This is a genomic window from Micromonospora sp. WMMA2032 (genome assembly GCF_002688545.1).
Lineage (GTDB): Bacteria > Actinomycetota > Actinomycetes > Mycobacteriales > Micromonosporaceae > Micromonospora > Micromonospora sediminicola.
This window is the reverse complement of the sequence record NZ_CP024052.1, coordinates 2,280,090-2,297,864: the sequence shown is the minus strand read 5'-3', so window position 1 is coordinate 2,297,864 and position 17,775 is coordinate 2,280,090. Positions and strand designations below refer to the sequence as shown.

Here is a 17,775-nt window from a genome sequence, read left to right as displayed (position 1 = left end):
ATCCGGCTTTGCCCGCCGCCGGCGACCGGGCGGCCGGTAGGGCCACCGGCCGCCCGGTGGCCCTACCGCTTCACCAGGTTGCGCAGCGCGGCGAGCAGCGACCGGTCGCTGACCTCGGCGTAGATCTTCTTGTCCGCGCCGACCAGCACGACGTACGGGCAGGCCTGGTCGTCGCCGCCCAGGGTCTTGTCGAGCAGCCTCCGGCCGGTCGCCACCTCGTGGACCCGGAGGCGGTAGGTCGCCTTCAGCAGCGTCAACGTGTCCGGCTTCGGGTCGTCGTAGCGGCACTTGCGGATCGTCGCGCCGGTGCTCACCCGGTCGAGGCAGGCGACCATCTGCACGGTCTTCGGATCCTCCGCCGCCCAGATCCGTTCCACCTGCTTGGACAGGCCCTCGTCGTAGTAGTAGCCGTTGTCCTGGCGGCGTTGCCCGCCCGGGGTGTCACCGATGAGCAGCGCCACCGGGTGCGGGGCCTTCCCGGCCCGCTTCGGCGACTGGGGGTAGTAGAGGACGCCGTCGCACACGTTGTTCAGGTCGGTGATCTCGGCGGCGGCGAAGTCGCTGGCCTGGGGTCCCTGCGGCGCCGGCTCCGCGCTCCCGGTCGGGTCGGGCGCCGGCGGACTGCCGGTCGTGGTCGACGGCCAGGTGGCCGGCACGGGCTCGGCCGGATCGTCGGCGCCGGCGCGCAGCAGGAAGGCGCCGCCGACCAGGCCGGTGCACGCCAGCAACAGCAGGACGCCCAGCGTGACCACGGCGATGATCAGGCCACGATGGGCCCGGCCCGGTCCCGGCGGGCCGGCCCCGAACGGCGGTCCGTACGCAGGGACCGCCATCGGCGGCCCGTACGGCTGGCCGGCCGGGGGTGGCGCGTGTGGTGGTGGTGGCACCTGCGATTGCTCGGGTTGCTCCTCCGTCGATCCGAATTCCGATCCGGCCCCCGTGTCGGACATGCTCAATCCTCTTGTCGACGCTTGGCGAAGCGCGAATGTATCAACATCTCATCGACCGGGTGGGCCGCCGATCGGCGGTGGGGCGCCCGTCCCGGACCCCTGGTGATGGACCCCCACCCGGTCCCGGTCCGGGTCGTACGGCTGTCTGACCAGCAGCGCCACCAGCACCTGGATCGGCAGGTAGTAGGCGAGTTGCCGCGGTTCGGGCGTGCAGACGGACGGCAGGCAGCACAGCACCACGGCGGCCGCCCGGAAGCAGACGGGTCCGACGTCGCGGAACAGGAAGAGCACCCCGAGCGCGACCGCGAACGGCAGGACCGAGGCCAGCCCGATGTACGCGGCGGCGAGGGTCGCCTCGACCACGAACCCCTCGACGCTCGGGTCGTTCGCCAGCCGGCGGTAGCCGACGACGGTGCCGATGCCGAGGAACGCGCAGTAGAGCGCCAGGTGGACCAGGACGAAGCCGGGCAGCGGCAGCGCCTTGAGCCGCGCGAGGAGCCGGCGAGGGGGAGGAGCCGCCGAGGGCGGCGGGACGGGGGTGGGTCGACCGGTCATCGTCCTCTCCGGCGGGTCGGGAGCCAGCGGACCGTGTGGCACTCACGCTAGGCGGTCGGGCGGCCCCGCCGTCGTCCCGATTCCGGTGACCCGTTTCACCCGCCGGTCCGCGTGCTCCCGACGGTGATGACGACCTTCGCCCGCGCGTGCTCGCCCTCCAGGTAGCGGATGGCCTCCGGCACCTCGTCGAGCGGATAGGTGCGGTCGACCACCGGGGTGAGACGGCCGGCCTCGACGTGGGCGCGCAGCAGGTCGAGGTGAGGCCGGCTCGGCGTCGCGGTGAGCACGGCGACGCGGTGCCGGACCAGCGGCGCCGACAGGCGTCCGCGCGCGATCAGCCACACCGGGCCGACGAGGTTGCCGCCGCGGTAGACGCCGCCACCGGAGAGCACCAGCGTCCCGGTGGGGGTCAGCGCCCGGCGGAGCGCACGGAGCGAGCGGTTGCCGACCAGATCGAGCAGGACGTCGTGGCGGCGCCCGTGGCGGGTGAAGTCCGCCCGGGTGTAGTCGACGACGTGATCGGCGCCGAGCGAGCGGACCAGGTCGACGTTGCGGGTGCTGCACACGCCGGTGACGGTGGCGCCGAACGCCTTGGCCAGCTGGACCGCCAGGGTGCCGACGCCGCCGGACGCCCCGTTGACGAGGACGTGGTGGCCGGGCTCGACCCGCCCGACGTCGCGCAGCCCCATCAGCGCGGTGGTGCCGGCCAGCGGCAGGGCGGCCGCCTGTTGCGGGGTGAGGTTCGTCGGCGACGGCGCGACCACGTCCTCGGGCACGCACGCGTACTCGGCGAACGCGCCGTTGGCGTCACCCAGGTCGGCGAAGACGGCGTCGCCCGGGCGGAACCTGCGCACCCGCGCGCCGACCGCCTCGACCCGGCCGGCGACGTCGCGGCCACGGATGCGGGCCCGGGGTCGGGCCGGTCCCATCGACAGGCGTGCCAGCCACGGGTCGCCCCGCACGGCGTGCCAGTCGTAGGCGTTGAGCGCGGCGGCCTCGACCCGCACCAGCACCTCGTCGGGTGCGGGCGTCGGCGTGTCGACCTCCGCGAGCGTGAGGGTCTCCGGTGGGCCGTACCGGTCCTGGACGATCGCCTTCATCGTGACTCCTCCCTCGGTGTACGGCGTACACCTGCCTTGTCAGGATGGGTGTACGGCGTACACCTGTCAAGACGGTTAGGGTGCAGACACCGCCACCGGAGGACGGGGACGAGATGGCCGAGCAGGCAGAGGTGCTGCGCCGCGCGCCGCTGAGCAGGGACCGGATCCTGCGCGCCGCCGTCGCGCTCGCCGACGGGGCCGGGATCGAGTCGCTCAGCATGCGCAACCTCGCCCAGGACCTGGGCGTCGTGCCGATGGCGCTCTACAAGCACGTGGCCAACAAGGACGAACTGTTCGACGGCATGATCGACGTCGTGGTCGGCGAGATCGAGCCGCCGGAGCCCGACACCGACTGGAAGCCCGCGCTGCGCCGCCGCGTGCTCGCGGCGCGACAGGTGATGCGTCGCCACCCCTGGGCGCCCCTCGCGATCGAGGCACGGAACATGGCGACGGCCGCCGTCCTCGCGTACCTCGACTCGGTGGTCGGGACGCTGCGGGCCGGCGGCCTCTCGGTCGACCTCACCCACCACGTGATGCACGCGATGGGCAGCCGGGTCCTGGGCTTCAGTCAGGAGCTGTTCGACGACGCCCGGCGCGCCGGGCGTTCCGGCGCCGTCGAGTCCGGCCCGCCGGCCGCCCTGCCCCCGGAGGCCGCCGCCCGCTTCCCGCACCTCGCCGCGGTCGCGGCGGCGGCGTCGCACGACGACGACTCCGTCGTGGGGTCGGGTTGCGACGACCAGTTCGAGTTCGAGTTCGCGCTGGACCTGCTGTTGGACGGCGTCGAACGGCTGCACCGGCGAGGATGGACGTCGCACGGCCGACGTTGAGCGATCCGGGGAGGGTGTGGTGACGCAGCCACGGCAGATCCTGTTCGTCCAGGGCGCCGGCGCCGGCACGCACGACGAGTGGGACGACAAGCTGGTCGACAGCCTGCGGCGGGAGCTGGGTACGGGCTACGAGATCCGCTACCCCCGCATGCCCGACGAGGACGACCCGACGTACGCCGCGTGGAGCGCGGCCGTCCGGCGGGAGCTGACCACCCTGGACGACGGCGTGATCGTCGTCGGGCACTCGGTGGGCGGGACGATCCTGGTCAACACGCTCGCCGAACGGGCGCCGGAGCGGGCACTCGGGGGAGTCGTGCTGATCGCCGCCCCGTTCGTCGGCCCGGGCGGGTGGCCCGGCGACGAGTTCACGCTGCCACCCGACCTGGGCGCGCGACTGCCACGCGACGTGCCGGTGCACGTCTTCCACGGGCTGCGCGACGAGACCGCCCCGCCGTCGCACGCCGACCTCTGGGCCGGTGCCGTCCCGCAGGCCCGGGTGCACCGGCTGCCCGGGGCGGACCACCAGATGAACGACGACCTCGGCGCGGTGGCGGAGGCGATCCGACGGTCCGAAGTGGCCTGACGGGGCATCACCGACCGTCCCGGATCGCTAGCATCTGCGGCCATGCGCACCCCCAGGAGAACCCGGGCCTGCCTGGCCACCGCCGGCCTCGCCGTCCTGATCCTCACTCCCGTGCCGGCGTACGCGGCCGAGCCCGGCACGCTCACCCTGATCGACGCCGCGCCGGACGGCGCACCCGGCAACGGTGGGGTCGGCGGCTCCGACATCTCCGACGACGGCCGATACGTGGCGTTCGCCTCCACCTCGGACAACCTGGTCCCCGGCGACGTCAACGACGCCACCGACATCTTCGTCCGGGACACGCTCACCGGCACGACCACGCTGGTGAGCGGGGGCACGGGTGGGCAGCCGGCCGACGACTGGGCCGAGTACACGGCCGCCGTCTCCGGCAACGGCCGGTACGTGGCCTTCACCTCGTACGCGTCCAACCTGGTCCCCGGCGACACCAACAACGAGCGCGACGTCTTCGTCCACGACCGCGACACCGGCGTCACCACCCGGGCCAGCGTCTTCGCGGGCGGCCGGCAGATCCGGGGCCTGAGCAGCGCCGCCACGATCTCCGACAACGGTCGCTGGGTCGCGTTCATCACGACGGCGTACGGCGAGGTCGACGACGCGGGCGCCCCGCTGAACGGTCAGGCGGCGTTCGTCCACGACACGCGGACCGGCCGGACCACCCGGGTCAGCGTCCAGGCCGACGGCGGGACGGACCTGTCGGCGTTCCAGGTCGCCATCTCGGGCAGCGGCACCAGAGTCGTGTTCAGCGGCGCCGGTGACTGGGTCGGCGACGGCGGCACCAGCACCGGCGTCTTCGTGCACGACCTCGTCTCGGGTGCCACCGTCCGGGCGAACCGACCGGCCACGGGCGACGGCCTCCTGGACGCGACGAATCCGAGCATCAACCGGGACGGCACCCGGGTCTCCTGGGAGTCGTCCTCGCCGTACGTCGCGGCGGACACCAACGACCGGGGCGACGTCTACGTCCGCGACCTGATCGCCGACACGACCACGCTGGTGACCGCCAACCGCAGGGGCACCGGCGCGGGCGACAGCTTCAGCTACTCCGGTCGGCTCACCGCCGGCGGCCGGTACGTGACGTTCTACTCCGAGGCCACGGACCTGGTCGCCCGGGACGTCAACGGCAACACCAACGACGTGTTCGTGCGGGACCTCAGCACCGGCCGGACCACCGCGGTCAGCGCCGGCGCCGACGGCACGACCGGCAACCGCGCGAGCTTCGACGGGGTCGCCTCGGCCAACGGCAGCCGCGTGGTCTTCCGGTCCAGCGCCACCGACCTGGGCGTCGACCCGGGCGACGGTCACGAGCACCTCTTCGTGCGCTGCCTGCGCAACTGCTGACCGGAACGTCGTCCGAGCGGCCCGTCACCCGGTGGTGGCGGGCAGCTCGGCGTCCCAGGTGCCGCTCCTGACGGGACGCCGACGTAAGGCCCGGGGCCGGCGCGCGGGCGGAGACCGACCGCGCGCCGGGCCGACGAGCACGGCGACCCGTGGTCGAAACGGGGACGGGGCGGAAGGTCGGTGAGCCGCCCGCTCTGCCGGGCCGGAGCCTCCTCCGGCTCTCTGAGCTACCGCCGTGCGCGGACAGCTTCACCGATCGGGCCCGCCCGCCGCAAGGCCATTCCTCACCGCCCCGGCGACGTCCCGGCGGACTGCGCCTGCCCGGAGAACACGCCGATCCGTCGCAGTGCCCCCGCCAGCAACGGCGAGGACACCGTCACCCCGTGCACCAGGTCCGGCGCCGGCAGCTCCGCCAGGTCCTGCCGGTACGGCTGCGTCCAGCCGTCCGCCTCCGGGTCGATACCGTGCCGTCGGCACGCCTGCCGGACCAGCTCGGCGGGGCACTCGTCGTCACCCAGCACGACATCCCACGGATAGGGCAGCTCGGCCCAGACCTTGACGTCCACGTGCTGGTCGTGCCCGTCCAGCCGGTGCCACGCTGCCACATCCGACGCCACGAGTGCCGGCACCTTGCCCGGGCAACTCGCCTCCACCACGTCGTCGTACCCGAGCGCGCGGGTCAGATTCAGCCAACCGGTCCGGGCCTGGTTGAACGCCCGCGAGGCGATGTTCCAGGTCGAGGTGTCGTCACCCATTCGCATGATCATGTGGGTGGGGTCCCGGTGCGGGTCGAAGCCGGCCCGGAGCAACCGCGCCGACGCGGCGAGCTGCTCGTAGTAGCGGCCCATCAGCTCGCCGCACTGCGCGTCGTCGAGCAGGTCCAGCACCCGCCAGCGGGTGAGCACCGAGGCCAGCACCCGGGGCCGCAGCGTCGGCGCGGCCAGCGCCCCGGACAGCAACTCCTCCGCCAACGTGTCCATCGGCCGGGTCTGACGCCCCGACGTGAACCGCGTCCGCATGGCCAACCGGGCCACGTAGTAGGCGGTGAAGGCGGCAGTGGCCGGACATGCGACGAAGTCCTCCTCGGTCACCAGGTGCGCCAGCCGCGCCTTGCCGAACGCCACCGCGGCCTCCCGGTCGCGTTCGGCGGCCAGGACGTCGGTGCGCTGTTGCAGGTGCAGCACGACCCGGACCGCGCGCCGGTACGCCCGGACCGACACACCCGGCAGGCGCTCCCGGCGCGTGGCGGCATCCATCCGATCCCGCGCGTCGACGTGCCCACCCCGCTCGCCCCGTGCGCCCCGTGGCTTCCCGCGACGGTGGTACGTGCCGCCGGACCAGGTCACCGCCGCCGGCCGGCGTGGGACTCTCGAACGGGCCGGCGGCGGCTCGTCGTCGGGCAGGCCGAGCAGCGCCAGCGCCGCACCGAGCCACTCGCGCAGGGACGCCGGATCGGCCGGGTCCGCGTCCCGGGGGACCGGACGTCCCGCGTCGACCGCGACCGTCGTGACGGCGACGGCGGCCGTCGCGTACGCCCGCGCGAGCCCTGGATGGTGCCGCCAGGTCGTCGGCATCGACGAACCCACCGGGCCCTCCCACCGCGTCCACGGCTCCGCCGCTCGTCGGGCCCGCTCGTGGCGCATCATCGCGTAGAGGTCACGGGCGCCCGCCGCGCTCAACCACCGCTCCGCCCCGAGTTCCACGAGGTCGAGCACGACGTCCTGCGGTGGCCGACGCTCGCGGAGCCCGCGGTGCAGCCGGCGCAGGATCTCGATCTCCGAGCGCTTCTCGGCTGCCACCGGGTCACCTCGCCTCTCCCACGACCGCCTCGTGGGCGCGACCGGCCCCCGAGCGCCGGTCAGGCAGACCAGCCGGCCAGTATCAGCTCGGCCCACGTGGGACGTCCAGCGATTTCGGCTCGCTCGCCGCTGTGCCGCAGGGGGCGGCGCACTCGTCGACCCGGGAGTCGTCTCCCGCAATTCCTATGGAAATTGCGGATTTTCAGCCGACTCCCAGGTTGTCGGGATTGACATTAATTGGACGGTCGGGGATATTCCTAGCGGCGCGTCGGGGCGCAGGCGGAGCAGGCGGGGACTGCGGATCCCACCTGCGCGACGCGCGCGGAAAACGCCGTGTTGCCCCTGCGCCGCAGGGTGCGGATTGGGTTTGGAAAAGTGATCAATCGCGCTGTCGAATTTGCCAAGCACAATACGCCGAATTCCATGCGCGTCGCGGCCCGGCGGGCGCAGATGGACGCGCGCAACGCGCGCATGCGGCTTTCCGTTCCGGTGGTCGCCCGAAATGAATTCGACAACATCTTCCACTGCACCGTCCGGAAGACCGGCAGTCAGTGGATCAAGGCGTTGTTCAGCGATCCGACCGTCTACCGGCACTCCGGTCTGCTGCCCTACGACCCGCGCTTCTACAAGGGCGGCGCCACCGCGCCCGTCCCGGCCGGCCGGGTGGGCCTGGCCATCTTCCTCTCCCACAAGCGTTTCGAGGCCGTCCCGAAGGCCGGCACGTACCGGGCGTTCTTCGTGATCCGCGACCCGCGTGACGTGGTCGTGTCGAGCTACTTCTCGCTGCGGAACTCGCACGCCCCGATGGGTGACATCCCGCAGGCCCGCAAGGCCCTTCAGGAACTGCCGAAGAAGGAGGGGATGCTGTACGTCATCGACCGCCTCCGGGACAAGAAGCAGTTCGGGCAGATGCGGTCCTGGGCGGTGGCGCCGCCGTCCGAGACGTTCCGCCTGTTCCGCTACGAGGACCTGACCGGCGAGGGGCAGGCGGAGGAGGTCGACCGTCTGATGCGCCACTGCGGGATCGTCCTGCCGCCGTCCGAGCTGCAGGCGCTCCTGGCCCGCTACAGCTTCACGAAGATGAAGAAGGACAAGGAGACCCCCGGGCGCATCTCCCACTACCGCAAGGGCGCGGCCGGGGACTGGCGCAACCACTTCGACGACGACATCCACGCCGCCTACCTCCGGGCGGCCGGTGACCTCGCCGAGGTGCTCGGCTACCCCTCCCGGGACGGGGCGACCGACCGGCGCAACGGCCAGGAGCCGGCCGCCCGGTAGGGCGACGACGCGGCGACGGCCGCCGTATCCTCCTGCCGTGGAGCTGCGGTTCACCACCCGGGCGTCCGACTCCGCGTGGGTCGACACCGTCTGGACCTGCGCGAGCGACCGGGTCGCGGAGATGACCTCGGTGGCGACCCCGTGCTGGGGGTTGGTCTTCTGGCAGCGCGACGGGCGGGCGTACGCGAGCGTCTCCGGTCCGGAGACCGGCACCGGCACGGCGCCGGTGCCGGAGGGTGCGACCTTCGTCGGCATCGAGTTCGCCGTGGGCACGGCGCTGCGGATCGTTCCCACGCCGGCCCTGGTGGACCGCGGCGCCGAGCTGCCCGACGTCACCCGCCACACGTTCCGGCTCGACGGCGCCCGGTGGGAGACGCCCGGCCCGGACGACGCGGAAGCCCTGGTCGACCGGCTCGTGCGGGCCGGCGCGGTGGTCCGGGACCCGCTGGTGGCCGAGGTGCGTCGGGGCGACCCGCCGTACGCCTCCCCGCGTACCGTGGAGCGCCGGTTCCGGGCCGCGACCGGGCTGACCCAGGGCGCGGTCCGGCAGATCGAGCGGGCCCGCGAGGCCGCCGCGCTGCTGGCCGCCGGCATCCCGGTCGCCGAGGCGGTGGTGCGGCTCGCGTACGTCGACGAGCCGCACCTGGCCCGCGCGCTGCGCCGCTACGTGGGGCGCACGGCGCGGCAGCTACGCGCGGGCGACGGTGGCGCGATCGCCCTGGACCTCGGTCAGCGGGTGACGTCGTAGATCAGCTTGACGATGCCGTTCGGGTAGGTGGCGGAGTCCCGCAGCCGCAGCAGCTGCTTGTCCCGGTCGGCCTGGCCGAACAGGCTCTTGCCGGCGCCGAGGAGCACCGGGAAGACGAGCAGGTGGTAGCGGTCGATCAGGCCGGCCTCGGACAGGCGGCGGGCGAGTTCCGCGCTGCCGTGGATGAAGATGGCGCCGCCCTCGCCCCGCTTCAGCGCGGCGACGTCGTCGGTCGAGCGCAGGACCGTCGTGGGGCCCCAGCCGTCGACCAGGGCGTCCTCGGCCAGGCCGGTGGAGACCACGTACTTCGGCAGCTCCCGGTAGGGGGCGTGGTCCTCCGAGTCGCGCCAGGTCGGCGCGAACGCCTCGTAGCTGCGCCGGCCGAACATCAGCGCCGTGGTGTCCGCGAGTTCCTCGCCCTTGAGCGAGAAGGCCTCCGGCGAGAACTCGATGTCCTTGACCACCCACCCGCCGCTGCGGTGGTCCTCGCCCGGCCCGCCGCCGGGGGAGTCCACGACGCCGTCCAGGGACATGAAACCGGTGTACACAAGATCACGCATGCGGCCATGCTAGGAATCCGCGCACGCCCCTGTCTTGTACGGAAACGACAGTCGCGTGCCAGGATCCGTGGCGTGAAACGTGACCATCTCGCGCGTCAGGTCGTGGCCACCGCCCGACTCACCGGTGACTTCACCCTGCGGTCCGGCCGGGTCGCCCACGAATACTTCGACAAGTATCAGTTCGAGGCGGACCCGGTGCTGCTGGACGGGCTCGCGGAGCGGATGGCCGACCTGGTGCCGGACGGGACCGAGGTGCTGGCCGGCCTGGAGATGGGGGGCATCGCGGTGGTGACCGCGCTGGGTCGCCACACCGGCCTGCCCTGCGCGTTCGTGCGCAAGACGGCGAAGTCCTACGGGACGGCCCGCCTGGCCGAGGGCGCGGCGGTGAACGGCCGGACCGTGCTCGTGGTGGAGGACGTGGTGACCTCGGGCGGGCAGGTCGTGCTCTCCACCCGGGACCTGCGCGACCTGGGCGCCCGGGTCGACGCCGCCGTCTGTGTGATCGATCGCCAGGAGGGCGGGGCGGAGGCGTTGGCCGCCGAGGGCGTCACGCTGCACGCGTTGTTCACCCGCGCGGATCTCGACCGGAGCGGGCGGACACCGGCGTCGTGACCACGGGCGAGCGGTCGGGAGCGCCCGGCGAGGGGGTGACGGCCGGCGGCCGGCGTGGGCCGGTGGCTTCCGGTCGCTGGTCGGGGGCGGCATCGCGGTCGCGGTCGCGCTGGTGATCCTCGACCCGGTCCTCGACGCGCGGGACTGCCCCAACTACGGCGGGAGCGGGAACGCGAGCGCTTTCGGCGACGAGCGGTACGACCTCGCGTTCCTGCTGGTCCTCCTCGCCTGGCTGGCGGCGGTGCTGGTGGAGCAGGCGTTGCCGGTGGCCTGGCGGAACCGGGGCGCGGGGGAGGTGGCGCTGCGGGCCGTCGCCGCCGTCCTGCTGGCCCTGACCGTTGCCTGTTGCCTCGCCGCGAGGCTGCTCACGGTCTGCCACTGAGGCGGGCCCCGAGCAGCCGGGTCGGTGCGGGTCAGGGCAGCGGGACCACGTAGGAGTCGACGCGGGCGATGAGGCCGTCGCGGAAGGTGAACAGGTCGTTGAAGGCGAAGCGGAACGGCCCGTGCTCGACGCTGATCCCCCGACCCTCGCCGGTGGCCACGACGACCGGACCGTCCTCGTGCACCCGCTGGACGTCGAGTCGTGGGCTGCCGGTGAAGGCCGGGTTCTCGATCTCACCGTCGAACTCCGCCCGGCCCCGGGTGGTGCGGTGGCCGTGGATGACCCACTCCACGTCCTCGGTGAGCGTCGCGAGGATGCGTCGGTGGTCGCTCGCCCGGAAGCCGGCGAAATACTCGGCGACCAGGTCACGCTGGCTCGGTCGGGACATTCTCGTCACCTTTCTCGGATGGCTCGTCGTCGCGCAGGTGGGCGGCGAGGGCGTCCAGGATCGCGGCGAGCCCGTCGGCCGCCTGGTCGGTGCGGAGCGCGGGAGGTAGCCGTCGCTGGTGGACGGTGAGCTCCGTGCCGTCGCCGGCGGGCCGGAGCGTGACGGTCGTGCGCAGGCCGGTGACCGGCTCGTCGAAGACGAGTTCGTGCGGCGCGGTGACGCTCACGTAGACGAAGCGGAGTCGTCGGGTCCGGCCGTCCGGCGCGCGGGTGTCCAGCGTGAACTCCCCGCCGGGACGCAGGTCGACGGTCACCGACCCGGGCGGCACGGTGGCGTGCGAGCCGCCCCAGAACGCCGCGATGCTCGCCGGCGAGGTGAAGGCCGCCCAGACCCGGTCGGGCCCGGCCGCGAGGCGGCGGTGGGCGATCAACTCGTCGCCGTGCCGCTCGGCGCGGGCGGTCATCGCGGGTCCGTCCGGCCGCCCAGGTGGGCGTCGAGGGCGTCGAGCCGGTCGTTCCACGTCCGGCGCTGGTCGTCGATCCAGGTGCCGAGCAGCGCGAGCTGGTCGACCCGGAGCCGACACGGCCGCCGGGTGCCGTCGCGTCGTTGCTCGACCAGGCCGCAGCGCCGCAGCACCCCGACGTGGTGCGAGATCGCCTGCGGGGTCAGGTCGAACGGCTCGGCCAGCTCGCCCACGGTGGCCTCGCCGCGGGCGAGCCGGGTGACCAGCGCGCGACGCACCGGGTCGCCGAGGGCGGCGAAGGCGTGGTCGAGGTCCGGATCCGACGTGGCGGGGGAGGGCATGCCGTCACCGTACAACAAACGCCCGTTTGTGCAAGCGTATGTTTTCCTATCGAGTTCGGCGTGGCGCCAGGTGCCGCCGGCGCGTTGGGACAGCAGGTGCCGGTTTCGCGCGCAGCGGCATCGGGCAGGTCGAGGGGACGGCGCGACACGGAGGTCGATGTGACGGAACCGGGACGGCGCAACCGACGACTGCTGGGTCTGCCGCTGCTCGCCACCGCGCTGCTGGCCGGCGCGTGTGCCGACGGCGGGGGCGACGCGGGACAGGGCCCGACCTCCACGCCTGCCCCGACACCGACGACCTCCGGCACGCCCTCGCCCTCGTCATCCGGCCGCGGGCCCGTGACGATTCCCCGGTCCGCCTTCGTCGACCTTCCCGGCGACCTGCGCAAGAGCGCCTCGCAGCCGATGGAGGTGACCGACGCCCTGCCCCGGTTGTGCGCCGAGGAGTTCGCCAGCGGCGGGCGTTCGGTCACCGCGAGCGCCGCCATGACCGCCATCTACAAGCAGCCGACGGACCGGCCCGAGAACGTTCCCTACGGCACGCTCCACCAGACCGTCTTCGCGTTCGAGGACACCGGCGCCACGGACTATCTCCGCCGCGTCCGTGCGGCGGTGACGTCGTGCCGCAGCTTCCCGCAGTCGGAGGTCACCGTCACCGTCCGGTCGGAGCCGATGGCGGGCGTGGGCGACGACGCCCTGCTGGTGACGCTGACCCGGCCGGCGACCGGCCTGGACGGCACCCGCACCGGCGGCACCGCCACCAGCCAGATCACGGTGGTCAAGGTGGCGGACGCGGTGTCCGTCGTGCACGACCAGGGCTGGGAGGGCACCAGCAACAACCCCGACCTCACCGACGACTTCGCCCGCGCCACCGTCCGGAGCCTCGACTCCTGGCAGCGGTGAGACCGACCGGGCCCCAGCGGCGCCGGCGCCGGCCACCCGGCGTAGGAGCAGATACGCGACGCCACCGGCGACCCCGACCGGAGGAGGGCCCACCGCGAGGATCGGGGGACAGACGGGTGGATTCGCACCGGACAGAATGGGCGTCGCGGCCCGTGCCGCCGAGTGGATGGAGGTCCGCCATGACCGTACGTCCGGACGTCGTCGTCCTCGGCTCCGGCGTGATCGGCCTCAGCACCGGCATCCGGCTGGCGGAGGGCGGCGCCCGGGTCCTCGTGCGCACCGCCGCGCCGCCCGCGCGGACGACCTCGGCCCTGGCCTCGGCGATGGTCGGGCCGAACCTGTCGCCGCCCGACGACCCGCAGCACGCGTGGACCGACGAGACGCTGCGGGTGCTGTGCACCGAGTCGATGCCGGGCGTGGCGGTGCGGGACGGCACGCTCGCCGCCCGACCCGCCGGGGCCACGCCCCCGTTCGCCGAGCGGACGCCGGGTTTCCGGCCGCTCGCCGACGACGAGCGGCCGGCCGGGTTCGGCACCGCGTTCGCCGTCCGGCTGCCCCTGGTCGACATGCCGGTCTACCTGGCATACCTCCTGGGCCGCCTCCGGGAGGCGGGCGGTGCGGTCCGCGAGGAGCCGGTCGGCTCGCTCGACGAGGCGGCGGTCCTGGCCCCGGTGGTGGTCAACTGCACCGGGCTGGCGGCGCGGGCCCTGACCGGCGATCCCGACCTGCACCCGGTGCGGGGCCCCCGGATCGTGGTGCGCAACCCTGGACTCGACCGGTTCTTCATGGAGGCGCCGATGGCGCCGACCTGGGCGTCGATCTTCCCGCACGGCGACCACGTGGTGCTCGGCGGCGCGCAGCGGCGCAGCGACGACACCACCCCCGACCCGGCCGAGGCGGCCGACATCCTCGCGCGGTGCGCCGCGATCGAGCCCGCCCTGGCCGGCGCCGAGGTGCTGGAGCACACGGTCGGGCTGCGCCCCGGCCGCGCGGCGCCCCGGGTGGAGGCCGAGCGGCGCGGCGGTGCGCTCGTCGTGCACAACTACGGTCACGCGGGCAACGGCGTGATGCTGTCCTGGGGCTGTGCCCGCGACGCCGCGGCGCTGGCCCTGGGCGCGCCGCCGGCCTAGCGGGGCGGCGGCGTCAGGAGACCGCCGCCCGCACCAGCTCCGCGAGCTTCTTCTCCACCTCCGGGCTCCACCTGGTCAGGGCGTACGCCACCGGCCAGAGGTCACCCTCGTCGAGGTTGGCCGCGTCCTGGAAACCCACCGTCGAGTAGCGGTAGTTGAACTTCCCCGAGTCCTGGAAGAAGACGACGATCTTGCCGGCCGCGTTGGCGTACGCGGGCATGCCGTACCAGGTCTTCGGCGACAGCTCCGGGGCGGCGGCGGTGATCGTCACGTGCACGCGCTCGGCCAGCTCGCGGTCGTCCGGCGCCATCTGCGCGATCCGGTCGAGCAGCGCCTGCAACTCGTCCGCCTTCTTGGCGCCCTTCTTCCCCTCGGCGCGCAGCTCGGCGGCGCGCTCCTTCATCGCGGCGCGCTCCTCGGCGCTGAAGCCCTCGGACATCTCGATTCCCCCTCGTCAACCGCGGTCCGCGTGGTGCCGACCGCCCGAGGGAAACGGTATGGCGTGGCGCCGGCCGGCCGCTTCTCGATTCCTGATCAGCTGCCCGCCCGCTGTGTCCAGCGGGCCCGCCACGCCGGCGCGGGATCCGAACCCGGACAGGTCCAGTATTCCCGGCCGTCGATCACCCGGCCGTCCCGCACCGTCCAGAACGACGCCACGCGGTGCAGCCCCACGGCATCGTGCGGGACCTCGACCTCGGAGACCACCGAGCCCCCGTCGGCCACGATCCGGAGCACCCGGATCGACCAGCCCTCCGGATATTCCGCGTTGATCCGGACGTAGTTGTCCCGCCCCACGATCCGCTCGGCGCTGACCGGCCACTCCACCACCAGATCGTCGGCCAGCAACTCGCCGAGCCCGACCCAGTCACGGGCCTGCATCCGGTCCCACAACTCCTGAACGACCTCCGTCGGCTCCATGCCGGCATCGTGGCAGGCCCCACCGACAGACCCGGGTGCCGTCACCCGGCGGCGCGGGCCCGGGCGTGCGGCCACGGCGGCATCTCGCCCACGTCGTCGCCGTCCTCCGCGCGTACCCACCAGCCGGTGTCCTCGACGTAGTGGTCGAGCCACTGCGCCAGGCTCGGCGAGTCCACCCACCAGGCCAGGTCCGGATCGCCGGGATTCGGCTCGAAGAGCAGCACCGTGCCCTCCTCGGTGCGGCAGTCGACGCACGCGTACATGCCGCAGCCCCAGTCGAGGATCGGCAGGACCCCCTCGGGCCAGGCCCAGTCGCTGCCCCCGTCGGCCGCGCGGGCCTCCAGATAGGAGTCGACCGCCTGCTCGTCGGTCGGGCCGTCGACCAGGCTCAGCAGTTGGTAGTCGGGCCCGAACCCGCCGTTGGCGAACTCCCGGTAGATCAGGGCCAGCAGGGGGTGCAGCGGAAAGCCCAGCCTGCGCTCGGCCTCGGCGATCCGGGCGGCGGAGAGCGGCGGGGGCAGCGGCGACTCGGGCTCGTCCGCGCGGACCCGACGGGTGAGGCGGTCAAGCAGAAGCGAGTGATCGGTCACGGCCGTTGATCATGCCGGAACGGTCCGACAGTCCGCGACGAGCGGCGGACCGGGACGCCTGAGGTCGTGCGGCCAGCAGGTGTCCAATCCGGACCGACCGTGCACCGCCGTCCACTGCCGGTCAGCCCGCCCGCTGCTCCGACCGGAACTCGTGGATCACCTCGATGGGTCCGACGATGTGCCGGTTGAACTCGTCGAGGTCCTCGGCCGGCACCCAGAGCTCCAGGATGTCCCGCCCACCGACCTGCCGGACCGGGTAGCGGGCGGCGAAGGCGCGCTGTACGTGGAAGCGGGTGACGTAGCCGACGCCGGAGGCGGGCACGTTCCAGTCCCGGGCGATCATGACGGCATACTGCTCGTTGAGCACCGGGTAGAAGATCGGTTGGTCCGGCAGCCGCGGCGGCCAGGCGCGCCAACCGGAGGCGCGGACGAGGTCGAGCTCCTGCGGTCCCGTCGGGCGCCACAGCGTCGTCGTCTCCGTCACCTCGTGCCCCTTCCATGGTCGGTCGTGGCACCGTACCGGTGGCCCCTCGCCCGACGCGACGGCTTTGGGCGGCGCCCGGCGCCGACGTCCCCCGTCGCGGCCGATGAGTTTGGCATGCTGCGGCGGTCAACCCGTCGACATCCCCGACGCAAAGGAGCACTGCGATGGCCAAGGTCATCTCCACGCTGTTCATCTCGGCCGACGGCGTCGCCGAGATCGACCCCGACTGGCACTTCCCCTACTTCGACGACAACATGGGCCGCGCCGTGACGGAGGACTACGACACCTCCGACGTGCTGCTCATCGGGCGCGAGACCTACGACAGCTTCGCCGGCGCGTGGCCCGACCGGGAGGCCGCCGGCGGCGAGGACGCGCCGTTCGCCAAGCAGCTCGGCGACATGCGCAAGGTGGTCGTGTCCCGGCAGCCGCTGGAGTTCTCCTGGCGCAACTCGGAGCTGGTCGACGGCGACCTCGTCGACGCCGTGACCGCGCTGAAGGCCGACGCCGGCGTCAAGGGCATTCTGATCCCCGGCTCGATCTCGGTGGTGCAGCAGCTGCTCGCCGCCGGTCTGGTCGACGAACTGCGGCTGCTGATCCACCCGGTCGCGGCGCGCAAGGGCCGTCGGCTGTTCGACGACGGCGACGGCGCCTACCACCTGCGGGTGACCGCGACCGAGGTGTTCCCGACCGGCGTGATCCGGGTGATCTACGCGCCGGCCGAGGCGCCCGGCGCGGTCGGCTACGACGACATCAAGGACCAGGTACCGGCCGGTAGCTGACGGGTCGAGGGGGCAGCGGCCGACCGTCCCCTGTGACAAGATCCGCCGGGTGCGTCGCGGACCCCTGCTCCTGAGCGCCGCCGTGGTGTGCGTGGCCCTGCACGTCGTCGGCGTGCTGGTGGCCCGGCCGGTCTGGCGCGGCGCCGAGGTGCTCGCCCTGGTGCTGCTCCTCGCGTACGCGCTCGTCGGCGGGCCCCCGGCCGGTCGGTGGGCGACGCGGACGGCGCTCGTGACGCCGGCGGCGCTGGCCCTGCTGGCCGCGGACGCGCTGCGGACCATGCCGCCGGAACCGGGCTCGGCCGACATCGGCTGGCAGGTGCTCCGGCCGGACGAGGTCCGGGTGGAGCTGACGGCCGGCCTCGACGCCGGGCTCACCGCCTGCTGGGCGACGCTCGGCGCGCTGGCCGTGCTGCTGCTCCGGTGGCGCGGCCCGGTCCCGCCCCGCTGGGTGGTCGCGGCCGGCGCGGCGGCGGCACCGGTCGTCGGGTACGCGGTCGTCCGGGTCGTCGACATCTGGCGCGACCTGGCCGCCGGCGACCCGGCCCACGCCCGCGACGCCGACGGCGCCGACCCGGTGTCCGCCGTGATCCTCGCGGTGGTGCCGTCGGTGGCCCTGGCCACCCTCGCGCTGACCCTGGCCGCCCTGCTGGCCGGGCACGGCCGGCTCCTGGCGGCGGCCGGCGCGGCCCTGCTGGCGGTGATCGCGCTGCCGTTGACCGACAGCAGCATCGGCGCCGTGCCGCTGTCCGGCTTCCCGGGCGAGGGAACCGAACTGTTCGCCTGGCACGCCATCACGCCCACGTCGGCCATGCCGCAACCGGTGCCGGCGCTGACCGTGGCGGTGGAACTCACCGCGTACCTGCTGCTCGTCGTCGGCCTCCGCGGTGCGGACCGCGACGAGCCGGCGGCGCCCTCCCTGGTGGTCGGACAGGCGGATTAGCACTGGCGGTCACGCGGGCGCGCGGTTACGCTCCACCGCGATGACTCTCTCGTGCAGATTGGGGGCCCGGTTCGCGCAAGGTGAGT

23 protein-coding genes are annotated in these 17,775 nt (G+C 73.6%); 11 read left to right on the top strand and 12 right to left on the bottom strand.

Going from position 1 to position 17,775, the window contains the following annotated elements; translation table 11 throughout:
• Nucleotides 1-62: 62 nt before the first annotated feature.
• The 3 genes from CO540_RS09900 to CO540_RS09890 all read right to left on the bottom strand — a co-directional run bounded on the left by CO540_RS09900 (nt 63) and on the right by CO540_RS09890 (nt 2,605).
• Nucleotides 63-833 carry a hypothetical protein gene (locus CO540_RS09900; protein ID WP_253866593.1) on the bottom strand — a complete coding sequence of 257 codons (771 nt, stop codon included), beginning with the start codon at nt 831-833 and terminating at the stop codon, nt 63-65.
• A 165-nt stretch (nt 834-998) separates the two neighbouring features.
• Nucleotides 999-1,505, bottom strand: coding sequence for a hypothetical protein (locus tag CO540_RS09895; RefSeq protein ID WP_099161812.1), 507 nt, complete (start codon nt 1,503-1,505; stop codon nt 999-1,001).
• 95 nt (nt 1,506-1,600) lie between these two features.
• Nucleotides 1,601-2,605: an NAD(P)-dependent alcohol dehydrogenase gene (locus CO540_RS09890; protein ID WP_099161811.1), complete on the bottom strand. Its 1,005-nt coding sequence runs from the start codon at nt 2,603-2,605 to the stop codon at nt 1,601-1,603.
• A 113-nt stretch (nt 2,606-2,718) separates the two neighbouring features.
• On the opposite strand from CO540_RS09890, the gene CO540_RS09885 reads away from it, so the two are divergent.
• From CO540_RS09885 to CO540_RS09875, 3 genes are read left to right on the top strand one after another with little or no spacing between them, the layout of a single operon-like run.
• On the top strand, nt 2,719-3,432 hold the full coding sequence (locus tag CO540_RS09885; RefSeq protein ID WP_099164691.1) for a TetR/AcrR family transcriptional regulator: 714 nt from the start codon (nt 2,719-2,721) through the stop codon (nt 3,430-3,432).
• Between the two features lie 19 nt (nt 3,433-3,451).
• Nucleotides 3,452-4,015 carry an alpha/beta fold hydrolase gene (locus CO540_RS09880; protein ID WP_099164690.1) on the top strand — a complete coding sequence of 188 codons (564 nt, stop codon included), beginning with the start codon at nt 3,452-3,454 and terminating at the stop codon, nt 4,013-4,015.
• A 42-nt stretch (nt 4,016-4,057) separates the two neighbouring features.
• A complete protein-coding gene (locus CO540_RS09875) occupies nt 4,058-5,374 on the top strand; it encodes a hypothetical protein (RefSeq protein ID WP_099161810.1) in 1,317 nt (438 codons plus the stop codon).
• Between the two features lie 284 nt (nt 5,375-5,658).
• Here the strand turns inward: CO540_RS09875 and CO540_RS09870 are convergent, their stop codons facing one another.
• Complete coding sequence (locus tag CO540_RS09870) at nt 5,659-7,173, bottom strand: hypothetical protein (RefSeq protein ID WP_099161809.1); 1,515 nt, start codon at nt 7,171-7,173, stop codon at nt 5,659-5,661.
• A gap of 375 nt (nt 7,174-7,548) precedes the next feature.
• Here CO540_RS09870 and CO540_RS09865 point away from each other — a divergent pair, with 375 nt between their 5' ends.
• On the top strand, nt 7,549-8,451 hold the full coding sequence (locus CO540_RS09865; protein WP_099161808.1) for a sulfotransferase domain-containing protein: 903 nt from the start codon (nt 7,549-7,551) through the stop codon (nt 8,449-8,451).
• Between the two features lie 37 nt (nt 8,452-8,488).
• Complete coding sequence (locus CO540_RS09860; RefSeq protein WP_099161807.1) at nt 8,489-9,199, top strand: helix-turn-helix domain-containing protein; 711 nt, start codon at nt 8,489-8,491, stop codon at nt 9,197-9,199.
• On the opposite strand, the gene CO540_RS09855 is transcribed toward CO540_RS09860, so the two are convergent.
• Entirely contained in the window at nt 9,181-9,759 is a 579-nt protein-coding gene (locus CO540_RS09855) for a dihydrofolate reductase family protein (protein WP_099161806.1), read from the bottom strand. The two genes, CO540_RS09860 and CO540_RS09855, sit on opposite strands and share 19 nt — an antisense overlap.
• Nucleotides 9,760-9,831: 72 nt before the next feature.
• Here CO540_RS09855 and CO540_RS09850 point away from each other — a divergent pair, with 72 nt between their 5' ends.
• Together CO540_RS09850 and CO540_RS09845 are read left to right on the top strand one after the other, a co-directional pair.
• Entirely contained in the window at nt 9,832-10,371 is a 540-nt protein-coding gene (locus CO540_RS09850) for an orotate phosphoribosyltransferase (RefSeq protein WP_253866591.1), read from the top strand.
• 112 nt (nt 10,372-10,483) lie between these two features.
• Entirely contained in the window at nt 10,484-10,753 is a 270-nt protein-coding gene (locus tag CO540_RS09845; protein WP_253866589.1) for a hypothetical protein, read from the top strand.
• A 31-nt stretch (nt 10,754-10,784) separates the two neighbouring features.
• Here the strand turns inward: CO540_RS09845 and CO540_RS09840 are convergent, their stop codons facing one another.
• Genes CO540_RS09840 through CO540_RS09830 form a run of 3 tightly spaced genes read right to left on the bottom strand, consistent with a single transcriptional unit; the run spans nt 10,785 to nt 11,945 of the window.
• Entirely contained in the window at nt 10,785-11,141 is a 357-nt protein-coding gene (locus tag CO540_RS09840) for a nuclear transport factor 2 family protein (protein WP_099161803.1), read from the bottom strand.
• Nucleotides 11,119-11,604, bottom strand: a complete 486-nt coding sequence (locus CO540_RS09835) for an SRPBCC domain-containing protein (protein ID WP_099161802.1) — start codon at nt 11,602-11,604, stop codon at nt 11,119-11,121. The genes CO540_RS09840 and CO540_RS09835 overlap by 23 nt, the downstream gene beginning before the upstream one ends.
• Nucleotides 11,601-11,945 (bottom strand): helix-turn-helix transcriptional regulator, encoded by a 345-nt coding sequence (locus CO540_RS09830; protein ID WP_099164689.1) that lies wholly within the window; start codon nt 11,943-11,945, stop codon nt 11,601-11,603. Before CO540_RS09830 ends, CO540_RS09835 begins: the two co-directional genes overlap by 4 nt.
• Nucleotides 11,946-12,104: 159 nt before the next feature.
• Here CO540_RS09830 and CO540_RS09825 point away from each other — a divergent pair, with 159 nt between their 5' ends.
• Together CO540_RS09825 and CO540_RS09820 are read left to right on the top strand one after the other, a co-directional pair.
• Nucleotides 12,105-12,848: a hypothetical protein gene (locus tag CO540_RS09825; protein WP_253866587.1), complete on the top strand. Its 744-nt coding sequence runs from the start codon at nt 12,105-12,107 to the stop codon at nt 12,846-12,848.
• Between the two features lie 179 nt (nt 12,849-13,027).
• Nucleotides 13,028-13,978 (top strand): FAD-dependent oxidoreductase, encoded by a 951-nt coding sequence (locus CO540_RS09820; RefSeq protein ID WP_099161801.1) that lies wholly within the window; start codon nt 13,028-13,030, stop codon nt 13,976-13,978.
• A 13-nt stretch (nt 13,979-13,991) separates the two neighbouring features.
• Here the strand turns inward: CO540_RS09820 and CO540_RS09815 are convergent, their stop codons facing one another.
• From CO540_RS09815 to CO540_RS09800, 4 genes are all read right to left on the bottom strand, one after another.
• Nucleotides 13,992-14,417 (bottom strand): iron chaperone, encoded by a 426-nt coding sequence (locus CO540_RS09815; RefSeq protein ID WP_091578872.1) that lies wholly within the window; start codon nt 14,415-14,417, stop codon nt 13,992-13,994.
• Between the two features lie 95 nt (nt 14,418-14,512).
• Nucleotides 14,513-14,896 (bottom strand): nuclear transport factor 2 family protein, encoded by a 384-nt coding sequence (locus CO540_RS09810; RefSeq protein WP_099161800.1) that lies wholly within the window; start codon nt 14,894-14,896, stop codon nt 14,513-14,515.
• Between the two features lie 41 nt (nt 14,897-14,937).
• Nucleotides 14,938-15,486: an SMI1/KNR4 family protein gene (locus CO540_RS09805; RefSeq protein WP_172967819.1), complete on the bottom strand. Its 549-nt coding sequence runs from the start codon at nt 15,484-15,486 to the stop codon at nt 14,938-14,940.
• Between the two features lie 121 nt (nt 15,487-15,607).
• Nucleotides 15,608-15,970: an ADP-ribosylation/crystallin J1 gene (locus tag CO540_RS09800; RefSeq protein WP_099161799.1), complete on the bottom strand. Its 363-nt coding sequence runs from the start codon at nt 15,968-15,970 to the stop codon at nt 15,608-15,610.
• Nucleotides 15,971-16,134: 164 nt separating this feature from the next.
• Between CO540_RS09800 and CO540_RS09795 the strand changes: the two genes are divergently transcribed.
• Complete coding sequence (locus tag CO540_RS09795; protein ID WP_099161798.1) at nt 16,135-16,749, top strand: dihydrofolate reductase family protein; 615 nt, start codon at nt 16,135-16,137, stop codon at nt 16,747-16,749.
• A 49-nt stretch (nt 16,750-16,798) separates the two neighbouring features.
• Complete coding sequence (locus tag CO540_RS09790) at nt 16,799-17,689, top strand: hypothetical protein (protein WP_099161797.1); 891 nt, start codon at nt 16,799-16,801, stop codon at nt 17,687-17,689.
• Nucleotides 17,690-17,775 lie beyond the last annotated feature (86 nt).